Source organism: Pseudoalteromonas sp. MT33b (assembly GCF_014117385.1).
In the GTDB taxonomy this organism is placed as follows: Bacteria; Pseudomonadota; Gammaproteobacteria; order Enterobacterales; family Alteromonadaceae; genus Pseudoalteromonas; species Pseudoalteromonas lipolytica.
Genome location: NZ_CP059831.1, coordinates 1,076,442 through 1,089,408, shown reverse-complemented (window position 1 = coordinate 1,089,408; position 12,967 = coordinate 1,076,442). Strand labels below are relative to the sequence as shown.

At 42.7% G+C, this 12,967-nt stretch carries 13 protein-coding genes; all 13 read right to left on the bottom strand.

Going from position 1 to position 12,967, the window contains the following annotated elements; genetic code table 11:
• Nucleotides 1-15: 15 nt before the first annotated feature.
• A complete protein-coding gene (locus H3302_RS05045; protein ID WP_036969851.1) occupies nt 16-510 on the bottom strand; it encodes a CvpA family protein in 495 nt (164 codons plus the stop codon).
• 391 nt (nt 511-901) lie between these two features.
• Nucleotides 902-1,582, bottom strand: coding sequence for an SPOR domain-containing protein (locus H3302_RS05040; RefSeq protein WP_182396214.1), 681 nt, complete (start codon nt 1,580-1,582; stop codon nt 902-904).
• A gap of 11 nt (nt 1,583-1,593) precedes the next feature.
• Nucleotides 1,594-2,859: a bifunctional tetrahydrofolate synthase/dihydrofolate synthase gene (folC, locus tag H3302_RS05035; RefSeq protein ID WP_065978798.1), complete on the bottom strand. Its 1,266-nt coding sequence runs from the start codon at nt 2,857-2,859 to the stop codon at nt 1,594-1,596.
• A gap of 25 nt (nt 2,860-2,884) precedes the next feature.
• Entirely contained in the window at nt 2,885-3,760 is an 876-nt protein-coding gene (gene accD, locus H3302_RS05030) for an acetyl-CoA carboxylase, carboxyltransferase subunit beta (RefSeq protein WP_036969857.1), read from the bottom strand.
• Between the two features lie 157 nt (nt 3,761-3,917).
• Nucleotides 3,918-4,712 (bottom strand): tRNA pseudouridine(38-40) synthase TruA, encoded by a 795-nt coding sequence (gene truA, locus H3302_RS05025; protein WP_036969860.1) that lies wholly within the window; start codon nt 4,710-4,712, stop codon nt 3,918-3,920.
• Nucleotides 4,713-4,816: 104 nt separating this feature from the next.
• The gene (locus tag H3302_RS05020) at nt 4,817-5,149 is read right to left on the bottom strand and encodes a Na+/H+ antiporter subunit G (protein ID WP_036969868.1); all 333 of its coding nucleotides are present in this window, start codon (nt 5,147-5,149) and stop codon (nt 4,817-4,819) included.
• 8 nt (nt 5,150-5,157) lie between these two features.
• Entirely contained in the window at nt 5,158-5,427 is a 270-nt protein-coding gene (locus tag H3302_RS05015) for a K+/H+ antiporter subunit F (RefSeq protein ID WP_036969869.1), read from the bottom strand.
• Complete coding sequence (locus H3302_RS05010; RefSeq protein WP_036969871.1) at nt 5,421-5,957, bottom strand: Na+/H+ antiporter subunit E; 537 nt, start codon at nt 5,955-5,957, stop codon at nt 5,421-5,423. The genes H3302_RS05015 and H3302_RS05010 overlap by 7 nt, the downstream gene beginning before the upstream one ends.
• Nucleotides 5,958-7,475 carry a monovalent cation/H+ antiporter subunit D gene (locus H3302_RS05005; RefSeq protein WP_182396213.1) on the bottom strand — a complete coding sequence of 506 codons (1,518 nt, stop codon included), beginning with the start codon at nt 7,473-7,475 and terminating at the stop codon, nt 5,958-5,960.
• On the bottom strand, nt 7,472-7,816 hold the full coding sequence (locus H3302_RS05000) for a Na+/H+ antiporter subunit C (protein ID WP_036969879.1): 345 nt from the start codon (nt 7,814-7,816) through the stop codon (nt 7,472-7,474). The genes H3302_RS05005 and H3302_RS05000 overlap by 4 nt, the downstream gene beginning before the upstream one ends.
• A complete protein-coding gene (locus H3302_RS04995) occupies nt 7,816-10,608 on the bottom strand; it encodes a monovalent cation/H+ antiporter subunit A (RefSeq protein ID WP_065978796.1) in 2,793 nt (930 codons plus the stop codon). Before H3302_RS04995 ends, H3302_RS05000 begins: the two co-directional genes overlap by 1 nt.
• A gap of 212 nt (nt 10,609-10,820) precedes the next feature.
• Nucleotides 10,821-11,867: a hypothetical protein gene (locus tag H3302_RS04990; RefSeq protein ID WP_167330959.1), complete on the bottom strand. Its 1,047-nt coding sequence runs from the start codon at nt 11,865-11,867 to the stop codon at nt 10,821-10,823.
• A gap of 139 nt (nt 11,868-12,006) precedes the next feature.
• Entirely contained in the window at nt 12,007-12,885 is an 879-nt protein-coding gene (nlpI, locus tag H3302_RS04985) for a lipoprotein NlpI (protein ID WP_036969883.1), read from the bottom strand.
• Nucleotides 12,886-12,967 lie beyond the last annotated feature (82 nt).

Below are 12,967 nucleotides of genomic sequence, written 5' to 3'. Positions count from 1 at the left end.
ATTTATCCTCGCCGATTAACGGTTTACAGAATTTAAAAAACTTGAGTTGTTTTCGAGGTACGAAAAGAACCACTCAACAACAAAGCCAAATTCTGGAATCAAAATAGAGTTGCCCCACCAATGCGTATTAGGCGCACCGGTAAAAGCATCAAGAAAGAAGAGTAACGCGCTCACGACCAACACGCCTCGAAGCGCACCAAACACTATGCCAAAAACACGGTCGGTGCCAGATAAACCAGTACGTTGTACAAGCTCACCTAAAATATAGTTTAGTAATCCACCTAACAGGAGTGTCGCAAAAAATAATATGGCTATTGCGGCAGCATTTCTTAAAAGGGGTTCTGAAATACTTGTTAGGAAGGATGCTAAATATTGGTAAAACAAGCTAGAGATGATAAATGCGCCAGCCCATACAGCCAATGACATTGCTTCTTTTACAAAGCCACGTATTAAGCCAATGATGGTAGACAGTGCAATGATGCCAAGTATGGCGTAATCAACCCAGATCATAATAACCAACTAGTCGTTAATTTGGGGCGCATTCTATACCCAAACCACCTGTAGATGCAAGATTTCAGCATGATATAAAACGTATTTAGACAAGGCATTGATTGCAGGCAATAGTGATATCTTGGCTAAATCAACATGGCAGTAAAAACATGTTTTAGCCATGCCCTTTGGCACGTTACAAGGGGGGCTGTACGGTGTTGTGGCAACTTAAATGATACTTGAGCTGTATCGCCACCCGTTCGGTTAAAGCCCCCTTGTCGCTGTTACAGGATTCGTTAGGGGGTTAAGGGGTTATACCAATCCGCAATTAGACTAAATCACTTTAAGGGACTAAATCACTTTAAGGGACTAAATAAGCGCATTGGTATGAAAGCGTGCAACTTAGGTTAGATCACTTTGTTACTTCAAACTGAGTAACTTTGCCATTTAACTTGGTTAGCTGTTTTAACTCGGGCAGTTTACTCTCAAGCTCTTTCTTATTCAGTGACGGACCCACAAAGACTTTTGTTAAAGTGCCATTAGGGGTCTTAATTGGACGAGTGAAGGTTTTAAAGCCGTTTGCTTTTAGCTTTTCTTGCAGTGATTTAACGTTTGGAGCGTGCGAAAAGCTACCGAGTTGAATCACATAAGCCATTTGCGTCAAGTTTTCTTCGGCTTTGCGTGCCGGTTCTGCTGTTTTTTCAGCAGGCTTAGGCTGCGCTTTAACTTGCGTTTTAACTTGCGTTTTAACTTCCGCTTTAGGCTCTATTTTAGCAATAGTCACGGTGTCGTCTGTCGATGCTTCGACCATTTTGGCGGGTTCATCGATTTGTTTAACGTGGTCTGAAGCAAGCTTTGCGTCATCAGCCTGAATATCTTCTTCCGGCGCTGCTAAGGGCTGCTCTGTTGAGGCGACCTTATTATCAATCGCCTCTTGTAAGTCAATCGTCGTGAACTCTGGGCGTTCAGGGATCGCTTTAAAGCCGTCTGTGTAATGAACCTTCTCTCCATCCAAAATATTTGGAATAAAGACAATAGCCGCTACAACCACAATGGTGGTCCCTACTAAGCGATTAATAAACCCTGCGTTCACCGAATTCCTCTCTATTTTTTAAAGTAGTTAATGGCTGCAGCCACAGTGATAAACGAACCAAACACAATCACTAAGGTGTTCGCATCGACTGTTTGCACTATTTTATCCAGCGCAGCTTCTACATTGGGGTAATGCGTGCTGGGTGCTGTCGATGGTGTCTCAGCCAGTGCCTTCGCTAGATTTTCAACTGTGTCTCCACGAAAACAATCTAAGCTCGCTAATGACCACTCATCAACCACATCTGCCACGGCCGACATCGCAGCCACTTTATCTTTATCTGCAAGCATAGCGACTAATGCATGAATTTTAAACCCTTGATCTTTATACACGCTTAATTTGCGCGCTAAATAACGTGCTGACTCAGGATTATGTGCAACATCGGTAAAAACACGTGGTGTGTCGCTTAATTGTTGAAAGCGCCCTTCTACCGTTAAATTTGCCAAGCACTCACGCACCTGCTGCTCACGTGGTAAAAGTGCAAGCTTGCTTAATAAGGTCAGTGCAGTTGCAGCGTTTTGACAAGGGATGGCAGGCTTTGCAAAGCGCCAGTTATTTCCCTGATACTGCCAATTAAACCCGTCAGCGTCCTCGGCAAAAGTAAAATCACGGCCAGATAACACCATATCCGCGTTAATTTCATTACCGTAATCGGTAACCGTATGAGGAATATTTAAATCGCCAACAACTGCGGGAGTATTGTTACGAAAAATACCGGCTTTATCGTAACCGACAAGCTCACGTGTATCACCTAGGTATTCTTTATGATCAAGGTCGATGGTAGTAATCACACAGGCATGCGGTGTAACAATATTTGTTGCATCGTATCGTCCACCTAACCCGACTTCTAACAGCACGTAATCAACAGCATGGCGTTTAAAGATAGCTAACGCGCCTAAGGTGCCATATTCAAAATAAGTCAGTGACGTGTCACCTCGGCCTTTTTCGAGCATATCAAACGCATCAACATGAAATTGATCGTCCAGCTCTTGTCCGTTAATACGCACTCGCTCGTTATATCGAATTAAATGAGGAGAAGCATACGTACCAACACTAAAGCCTTGCGCCAGAAGAAGGCTTTCAAGGCAACGCGCAGTCGTGCCTTTACCATTCGTACCTGCGATAAGGATAATTTTGCTAGGGCTATTGAGTAAATCGACTTGATTAGCAACGCGTGCAACGCGCTCTAAGCCCATCTCAATATTTGCAGGGTGGATACTTTCTAAATAACAAAGCCAATCATCAAGGCTCGATGATTGGCTAGGAAGGATTTCTGTCATAGCGTGTAATCAGTTAAGCTGAAATTTACGCTACTCTATGCTCTTGTTCGGTAGAAGGCAAGTTCATAAATTTTGCGAGGATGCGAGCAAGGGTGTCACGCATTTCACGACGGTCAACTATCATGTCAATTGCACCGTGCTCTAACAAGAATTCACTGCGTTGGAAACCTTCAGGAAGCGTTTCACGTACTGTTTGCTCAATAACGCGTGGGCCTGCAAAACCAATTAATGCTTTTGGCTCAGCGACATTAACGTCACCTAACATGGCAAGTGATGCAGATACACCGCCCATCGTTGGGTCTGTTAATACTGAAATAAATGGCAAGCCTTTTTCGCTCATTTTAGCTAAAGCTGCACTTGTTTTAGCCATTTGCATTAATGACATTAATGCTTCTTGCATACGCGCACCGCCCGATGCAGAGAAACAGATAAGCGGCATGTTGTGCTCTAAACATTGGTCAACAGCATCAACAAAGCGTGCACCTACAACCGACGCCATTGAACCACCCATAAATGAGAACTCAAATGCAACAGCAGCGACTGGAATACCTTTTAAACGGCCTTTCATTGCAACAAGTGCGTCTTTTTCACCGCTTACTTTTTGCGCCTGCGTGATACGATCTGAATACTTTTTAGAGTCTTTAAACTTTAAAACGTCCTTTGGCTCATGCTGTGCACCAATTTCTTGGCGGTCAGCGTCATCTAAAAAGTTTTCAAGACGCTTACGACCACTTAAACGCATGTGGTGATCGCATTTAGGGCATACATTGAGTGCTTTTTCTAATTCTGCTTTATATAAAATTGAATCACAGTCTGTACACTTAGCCCAAACCCCTTCAGGGATTTCTTTTCGACCTGACGATTTAGTCGTTTTAGGTAAGATTTTTTCTAACCAACTCATTTGCAACTCTCTTAATACTGTTCTGTGTCGCAGTCTGCTAAAGTGAAATACCACTTAGTAATTTACACAAGAAATAAGCAGACAGATTTTTTCAATTAAAACATGAATTACCCGCAGACGATATAAAAAACTGGTCTTAGTAGTGAGCCATTCGCAGTTAACTATCTGAATCAGGTAAGAACAAAGGTCCTAATGGGGTTTTAGGAATACCAAAATGCTCAGGGTAATCCACGTCCACTAAATACAGTCCCGCCGCTTTTGCAGTGGCACTTGCCTTTGCACGCTCTTTTAAATCAAGTAATTCTTTTAACCACACTGGCTCATGCTTGTGTAAGCCAATATCCATTAAACAGCCCGTGATATTTCTCACCATATGGTGCAAAAATGCATTGGCTTTAATGTCAATAACGACATAGTCACCCTGACGTTTTACAGACAAGTGATGAATCGTTCTATTTGCCGTATTCGCTTGGCAATGCAGTGCGCGAAACGAAGTAAAGTCATGCTCACCTATTAAATACTGACAGGCTGCTTGCATTTTAGTTTCATCTAGTGGGTGATGAAAGTGCGTCACCCCTTCGCTCATAATTGCGCCACGATAAGTGTAATTGTAAATCACATAACGATATCGACGCGCCGTCGCACTAAAGCGAGCATGAAAATCTTCATCAACAGGCTTTGCAAAACGTATCGAGATATCTTTAGGCAATAAGGTGTTCATGCCCATCGTAAACGCGACCATTTCACGCTCTGCGTGTGTATCAAAGTGCACGACTTGCCCAGTGCCATGCACTCCAGCATCAGTTCGGCCAGCACAGACTATTTCAACGGGGTGATTACAAATGCGCGACAACGCAGTTTCTACTTCTTGTTGTACGCTATTAACATGTGACTGGCGCTGCCAACCACTATAACGTGCGCCGTTGTACTCTACTCCAAGTGCTACTCGCATAATGACATATTTACCTAGTGTGCTTAATGACGGGGCATTTTATGCGATCTACGAGCGCAATAAAAGCCACCATCGCAGATCGCACAATGCTGTGTGCTCAGATATTAATCGTCTTCAATATTATCTAAGCCCTTTGTGCCTTCTTTAGCCCGTAGCTTATGATGTATTGCCGACTTAATGAGCATGTAGCCACTGATAGGTGCGGTAATTAATAAAAAGATAGAAATTAAAATTTCTTTTACGCTCACGCCATCGTGGGTGTAAGTAAAATAAACCATGGCAGCAATGAGTAACGATGCCATACCTAATGTTGTTGCTTTCGTTGGCCCATGTAAACGCATGAAGAAATCAGGCATTTTAACTAACCCTATTGAGCCTATTAAAATAAAGCAACCACCAATTAATAATAAGATTGATACAATCCACTCACTCATCATCTGTTACCTTATTCAATAATATCGCCGCGTAGCAGGTACTTACATACAGCGACGGTGCTCACAAAGCCCAACATGGCGATAAGTAAAGCCGCTTCAAAATAAAGCCCTGTATCCATGCTCATCCCATACAGAATGATCAATGCGATGGTGTTGATAAACATAGTATCAAGAGCCAAAATGCGATCAGGCACTGATGGCCCTGCAATCAAACGCCACAAGTTAAGCAATAACGATATTGCGATCATGGCGTAAACAATTAAAAAAACCGTATCTAGCATCGAAAAATCTCCTTAAGCGGTGCTTCGTAGCGCTGCTTAATCGTATTAATTAACACCTGTTCATCTGCTAAGTCCAAGACATGAATTAACAAATAGCGTTGCTGTACTTCTTCCCCTTCCGCAAGTGATTCAGGAATAGGATACACCTCAGCACTTACCGTACCTGGGGTTAGCGACACGGTGCTTGCCAAAATTGTGATTGGCATTTCATGACTTAAATCGAGAGGCACTTTAACAAACCCCGGACGCAACTTTTTAGTTGGTCCCAAAATTAAAAGTGCAACTTGCAAATTGGCTGTGACAATATCGTATAAAACTAACAATAAATGTCTAAATGCCAGCCCTGGTCTTACAATTAACGGTTGCGGGTCACGAAATGGAAAAGTAATCCACGGGATCGTGATAGCAAAGAAAGCAGCCAACAATAGGTGCCCAGGTGACACGCTATTATTTAACAGCAGCCACACAATAAATAATAATACGCTGCGAAATGGCGTAGGTAGCCAACGAAAACGAGCTTCTAACCGCATTTACTGGCCTCCATGTAAAACATCATTGATACCACTGTTTATGTCGAACAGTTGCTCTGAGGTCGCCAACATAAATTCAGACACTGGCCCAGCAAAAATAACCATCAACGGCGAGCAAATTAATAGCGTCATTAATGCAATCACTTTCAGTGGGTGTGCATTGACGCCTTTTATTGCATCGCTGTCTTTGTGTTTATGATCCCAAAACAAGCTTGTACCTGCACGAGAAATAGCCACCAAAACAGCCAAACTCGTTAAAAGGTAAATAGGCCAAAATAACATGGCTTTTTCGCTATCTAGGGTACTCTTCAAAATCCAAATTTTACCCACAAAGCCCGACAGCGGTGGCATACCCACAACTGTAAGTGCGGCTATCACAAAACTAATCCCCAACAAAAACGGCTGAGCGACAGCGCGTCCTGCAACTAAACGGTCTGCAACTTTACCACGCTGAAGCGCGACCAAGTCAGCAAGTAAAAACAACACGGCGCACACGATAGTCGAATGCACTAAGTAATACAGTAATGCCGCAGTTGCCGCTACATTTTGAAGCGCAACAAGTGCCACTAACGTACCGACTGATACGATGACTAAGTTAGCCACCAGTTTTCTAAAATCTTGGCTGGCAAGGACACCAATGGCCCCCATTACAATGGTAGCAAGTGCTAAACCCCATAACCAAGGTTGAGCCATGTGCGCAAGCTCGCCTGCATTATCACCAAAAATAACGGTGTATACACGCAGCATGGCGTATACACCGACTTTAGTCATAATAGCAAAGAGTGCAGCTACAACCGGTAATGCGCTTGCGTAGGTGTTCGGCAGCCATAGGTGCAGCGGTAATAACGCACCTTTTAACGCAAACACGACAATAAGCAACAAACCACCTATTTTTGCTAAATAAACATCATCCCCTGTAAGCAAAGGCACTTTTTGGGCTAAATCAGCAATATTCAATGTGCCTAGTACACCGTAGAGCACGCCTAATGCTATCAGGAACACGCTTGAACCAATTAAATTTAAAGTCACATATTGCAACGCAGCTCGGGTGTTGTGTTTGTCGCCAGCATGCATTAATAATGAGTATGAAGCGATGAGCAATACTTCAAAAAAGACGAACAGGTTAAAGACATCTCCCGTTAAGAACGCGCCATTCACACCTAAGATCAAAAAGTGCACTAATGGGTGGAAAAAACTGCCTTTTTTGTCATCTCCGGCACAGCTATAAAGTACAACAACAGCCCCCAGTAAACTGGTTAAAAGCACTAACAATGTCGCTAATCTGTCGGCCACTAATACAATGCCAAACGGTGCTGACCAATCGCCAATAGCATACACAAGTGGCGTAGTATCATTCACATACACTAATAAACCAGCGCTAATGAGTACGGTGATCACAGCCATAATCACCGACATAACACGGCGAATATAGAGGTTTTTCCCACAGGGCGGCATTAAAAGTATAACGCCTGTTAGCATAGGGATTAAAATAGGCAATGAAGCTAAATGCTGGATCATTTTTGCTCCTTCGACGATTTAACCAGGTGTCCGTCTACATGGTCGTTACCTAAATCTGCGCGACCACGAATAGATAAAATCACCACAAAGGCTGTCATTGCAAAGCCAATAACAATGGCCGTTAATACTAACGCTTGCGGTAACGGATCGGCATATTCACTGCCACTGCCAAGCACAGCCGCTTTATTGATTGTTAAACGGCCTGATGAGAATAAAAATAGGTTTACCGCGTACGATAACATGGTTAAACCAAGCACCACCGGAAAGGTTCGTGCTCTTAAAATTAAGTAAATTCCACACGCGACAAGCACGCCCACGCATGATGCGTACAATACTTCCATTAAATATTTACCTCTTGCTTGGGTGTATCAGCAGTGAGTTTTCCTAAACTTGCTAAAATCATCAGCGTTGCACCTACAACAGTTAAATACACACCTAAATCAAACATGATAGCACTGGCAAGTTCTGTCTTGCCGACTAGCGGTATATCAAAATAATCAAACCATGTTGTTAAGAATGGACGCCCAAACACCCAACTTCCTAACCCCGTGAATAAGGCAATGGCAATACCGGAAGAGATAATCTTACGGTAATTCACATCAAAACGTGCCGCAATCCAGTTAGAACCGTTAGCCATATATTGCAAAATAAAGGCAATCGCAGTCACTAACCCCGCTATAAAACCGCCTCCTGGTAAGTTATGACCACGCAAGAAAATGTACGCAGACACCAATAACGCAAGCGGTAATAAGCTTTGTGAAATACTGGCAAGTAAAATGGGGTATCGTTCACGTGCCCAAGGTCGCCCTTCACTGTCACTTGCTGGCATAAATAATGGCAAGTTAATTAATAGTTTATAAATACCCAGTGCAGCGATACCTAACACGGTGATTTCACCTAATGTATCGAATCCCCTAAAATCAACAAGGATCACATTTACAACGTTGGTTCCCCCACCGCCTGTTTTTGCATTTGCCACAAAAAAGTCTGAAATAGACTCAAGCGGTCTAGTTAGGAGTGCATAACAGATACTTGCTATAACAACACCAAATGCAGAGGATATACCTAGGTCACGTAACATGCGTAATGAGCTTGATTCTTTTGGTGTGCGCTGTGGTAAGAAAAACAGCGCAAGCATCAGTAGAATAACAGTCACTACTTCAACCGTTAATTGAGTTAATGCTAAGTCAGGTGCCGAGAATCGAGTAAATGCGACCGATACCATTAAGCCCACGATTGAAATCATGATCAGTGAAATCATACGAGAGCGATGCCAAATAACAGTTGCCAGCGCACCAATAATTAATAAGCCAGCCCCTATCGCATTATGAAAATCAATCGGCGTTAGTTCACTTGCCCCTGCTAGTTGGCGCATTTCAAATAGCGGCCAACCTGCACATAAAAGAACCACCGCAATCATCACAAAAGCATAGCGTTGCAGTGAGCCATTTTCGATACGATTAACTTTCTGTTGCGACCACTTAATAACACTGTACAAGCCAAGGTCGAATCCTTTTTTAGCATTCAGCGTGGGGAGCGATGCTTGGAAATGGAACAGGTGTTTGCGCTGCACATAAATGATGATACCGCAACAGGTCGCAATAAAGCTCATTAACAGCGGAAGGTTTAAACCATGCCAAACAGACAACTTATAGGCTGGCGCCGCATCACCTAAAACGGCAAATGACGCTGAAGCCAAAATATCGCTGACCGCAAAATGCGGGAACATACCGACTAATATGCACACTACGACTAATATTTCGATTGGTACTCGCATATAGCGCGGCGGTTCATGAGGCGTTTTTGGCAAATCAATTGGGTCACCATTAAAAAAGACATCATGAATAAATCGCGCCGAATAAGCGACTGAGAGCGCACCTGCAACGGTCGCTAAAACAGGGATTAACCATGACATTGAACCAAGCACTTGTTGATGCAGTGTTTCTGCAAAAAACATCTCTTTCGATAAAAAGCCGTTCAGTAGTGGCACACCCGCCATTGCCGCTGCTGCGACCATTGCTAATGTGGCGGTATATGGCATAAAACGCCACATACCATTGAGTTTACGCATATCGCGCGTGCCCGTTTCATGGTCAATAATACCGGTGGCCATAAATAAAGACGCTTTAAATGTCGCATGGTTAATAATATGAAAAATAGCGGCCACAGTCGCAAGCTCTGTATCTAAACCAAGCAATAAGGTAATAAGGCCCAAATGACTAATTGTTGAGTAGGCAAGCAGCCCTTTTAGATCATGCTTAAAGAGCGCAACGTAAGCACCAACAAGCAACGTTGATAACCCTGTCATAGCAACCAAAATAAACCACGTATCGGTTCCTGATAAGGCAGGATAAAAACGGGCGAGTAAAAAGATCCCTGCTTTAACCATGGTTGCCGAGTGTAAATACGCACTCACAGGTGTTGGCGCTGCCATGGCATGCGGTAACCAAAAATGGAATGGGAATTGCGCCGATTTAGTAAACGCCCCCAACAGCACAAGTACCAATGCCACTTCATATAAATCATGCGATTGAATCAGTGTCTTACTGGCTAAAATAACATCTAAATTATAACTACCAACAATATCGCCGATGAGTAATAAACCCGCTAATAACGCTAAACCACCTGCACCAGTAATTGCCAATGCCATGCGCGCACCTTTACGTGCTTCTGACTTATCCCACCAATAGCTAATTAGTAAAAACGAGCTAATGCTGGTTAGCTCCCAAAATAGCCATAATTGAATCACGTTATTTGACATAACAATGCCAACCATGGCTGTCATGAATAGCATTAGATAGCAGTACAACTTCGGTAAAGAGTCATCTTTGCTCAGGTAATAGCGAGCATAGAATATGACCAAGACACCAATGCCTAATATCATATACAGAAACAGCAAGGTTAGGCCGTCAAGCCTAAATGAAACTTGCATGTTGAGTAGCGGGATCCAGTCCGCGCTATAACGGATTATTTCGCCAGAAAAAACCGCAGGCGTAAACGAGAATACAATTCCAAGGGCAATCAAAGGCGCTAACATGGTCAAAGCCGTACTTTGATTTCGCGTTAGTTTTGAAGTGCAGGATGAAATAACACTGCCGATTAAGGATAACAGGGGTATCCAGAGCAAAGTCATAATAAGGAGCCTTTTTGTGTCATAAGAATATCAATACCGCTGCTAGTTATAGTTAGGTGCGTACTGTTCATTTGGATGGTTAAAAGTTGGCTTCAAAAAAAGCTTACAGTGCGTATAGTTATACTGATCAGGTGCTATTTTGTCTATAGGAGAGCAGCCTATTTGCACATTTTTTAACCGCTTTGTGTGTTAAAATAGCAATAATTCTACGATTAGTCAGAAAATTTATCCAAGCTTGAAGTTGTTGTTATCGTTGGCTTTACACCTAAAAACGTGAAGTAATCAAGAAACCTTATCGGCTTTGTTAAGGGCTGGTTAATTTGTTTTTGCCAAAGTTGTCTGTATTGCTGTGATAACGCCATTGTTTGGTATTGCATAATTGACCAATTAGGACTGGGTTTATACGCCATTGAATTCTTGCATGCGCGGCTCTTCTGCCAACCACTTGGTGGCAATACATCATTGGCAATGAATAAATTAGGCGCCACTTTACCCTGCTGTTTACACAACCACTGCTGTTTTTTCTCTGGAAGTGGGTATTCATCCTCAAAACCATTAAAGTGCATTAGCTCATGCAAAAACACTTGATAGCTCTGTTGAGAATTAATATGCATAATCCCCCCAACCACATTTGCCGCGCCCGACTCTGACATCATTACGATAAAGTCAAAGCCTGCAGGCCAATTGTATGCAACAGCGTTTTCCCAATTACACTGAACTGCCATATCATGATTACGGCAAGAAAACTGATCGCCAACGTAGACAATTTCGCTAAAGCAAAAACTATTCTTCTCTGGCTCTGGTTTAGCTTGGTAAAAACGTTTAAATGATTTCAGTGCATTAATTCCTGCATGATGATCAGTCAACATCAACACATTAAATTTACACTGTGACATGACACTCACTGTGTGTAATGACAGTGAAAAATTGTGACGTTTTGCAAAATCGGCCTTTATATACTCTGCATCCGAGCGCTGGCGTAACAACCAAGCTTGCCTCGCATCGCCTTGTGGCAAACGATTCGTTTGCCACAACCATTCAATTGACTGCCACTGCTGCTGAGCAATCAAGTTGTCTGCTAAGGCTTGTTGCTGGTCCACAGCATAATTATCAAACTCGGATTGCCACCACAGCTTAGCTGCCGCAGGGTTACCTTGTTGTAGAAAGCGTAATGCGAGTTGGTAATGAGCATCTAACTCACCTAGTTCAGCGAGTTGCCGTAATTGAACATTATCAACAAGGGTAAGGTTTGAACTCACAACAGTGGGAGCCAAATAGAAAATGGCCACAGCACGTGTTGGATTTTTATTAAAATAATAAAGATACGAAGGCGTGAAGTCAGATACTGAGCTTGAGAGAGTGCTCAAGCTCAGTAATAACCCGCCTATCAGGTAAACATTAGCTCGCGTCTTCACCAGCCATTAACTCAAGCTCTAGACGCGCATATTTATATTCAACAAACTCATGCACATTTGTTGCAAGGGCAAGCCTAAAATAATCAGCCGCAATGTAATCATTACCTGCTGCTTGATGTAATTTAGCTAAATAGAAATACGCCTCGCATAAACGATGCGCATACTCTTGCTCAGAAGTAACCCCTTCAATAATACCTGATAAGAATTCAAACTCACTGATTTCGCCTAAATACAATGCAAGTAATTGATAACCCCATTGGGATTCGTCAACCCCTTGTGAATTGGCTTTTAAATCAATCAGCGCTTGCTGCTTGTCAGCGTCTGCTTGTGCTAGGTAAAGCCATAAAACACGATAAGGGTCACTGGGTGAGCGGTCTAAAAACTGCTGTAAGTCGTCTTGTGCTAATAATGGACGATTTCCATAATACAACGCAATTCCGCGGTTTAAGTAAGCATATTCATGCTGTTCATTGAGTTCCAGCGCCGAGTCAAAAAGCTCATACGCCTGCTCATACTGTTGCATAAGCGTGTGATGAATACCTAAAAAGTTATACACTTCTGCTAAATCAGGCTTTAGTTTAATGGCCCGATTAAAGTCTATACGCGCTAATGTCGACATGCCCAAACTGTCAAATAACACACCGCGATCATAATAAAGTTTTGCTTGTTGTTCTGCACTTAAATCGGTGCGATTAAGCAGCTCTGAATAACGGGCTATGGTAATTTCATTTCGAAAATCAGACGCTAATGGTGCGGTGAACGGCACATTAACAATAGGGACTGACTCAGGCTGAGAAGTTGTTTGACATGCACTTAAAGAAAAAATAGCCACAGCTGTCAATGCTAAGTGTTTAAAAATCATTAAAGTCCTTAATACCTGAATTCTCTGTAGACAAAGTTGAAGCGATTGAGTTTCATTAAAGCATAAAAAAAGGGGCTAAACA

Bases quoted from the DNA above. Each gene is read 5' to 3' on its own strand.
- H3302_RS05000 (WP_036969879.1), bottom strand. From the start codon at position 7,816: ATGGAAGTATTGTACGCATCATGCGTGGGCGTGCTTGTCGCGTGTGGA.
- H3302_RS05015 (WP_036969869.1), bottom strand. From the start codon at position 5,427: ATGCTAGATACGGTTTTTTTAATTGTTTACGCCATGATCGCAATATCG.
- truA (WP_036969860.1), bottom strand. From the start codon at position 4,712: ATGCGAGTAGCACTTGGAGTAGAGTACAACGGCGCACGTTATAGTGGT.
- folC (WP_065978798.1), bottom strand. From the start codon at position 2,859: ATGACAGAAATCCTTCCTAGCCAATCATCGAGCCTTGATGATTGGCTT.
- accD (WP_036969857.1), bottom strand. From the start codon at position 3,760: ATGAGTTGGTTAGAAAAAATCTTACCTAAAACGACTAAATCGTCAGGT.
- H3302_RS05020 (WP_036969868.1), bottom strand. From the start codon at position 5,149: ATGATGAGTGAGTGGATTGTATCAATCTTATTATTAATTGGTGGTTGC.
- H3302_RS04995 (WP_065978796.1), bottom strand. From the start codon at position 10,608: ATGACTTTGCTCTGGATACCCCTGTTATCCTTAATCGGCAGTGTTATT.
- H3302_RS05045 (WP_036969851.1), bottom strand. From the start codon at position 510: ATGATCTGGGTTGATTACGCCATACTTGGCATCATTGCACTGTCTACC.
- nlpI (WP_036969883.1), bottom strand. From the start codon at position 12,885: ATGATTTTTAAACACTTAGCATTGACAGCTGTGGCTATTTTTTCTTTA.
- H3302_RS05010 (WP_036969871.1), bottom strand. From the start codon at position 5,957: ATGCGGTTAGAAGCTCGTTTTCGTTGGCTACCTACGCCATTTCGCAGC.
- H3302_RS05005 (WP_182396213.1), bottom strand. From the start codon at position 7,475: ATGATCCAGCATTTAGCTTCATTGCCTATTTTAATCCCTATGCTAACA.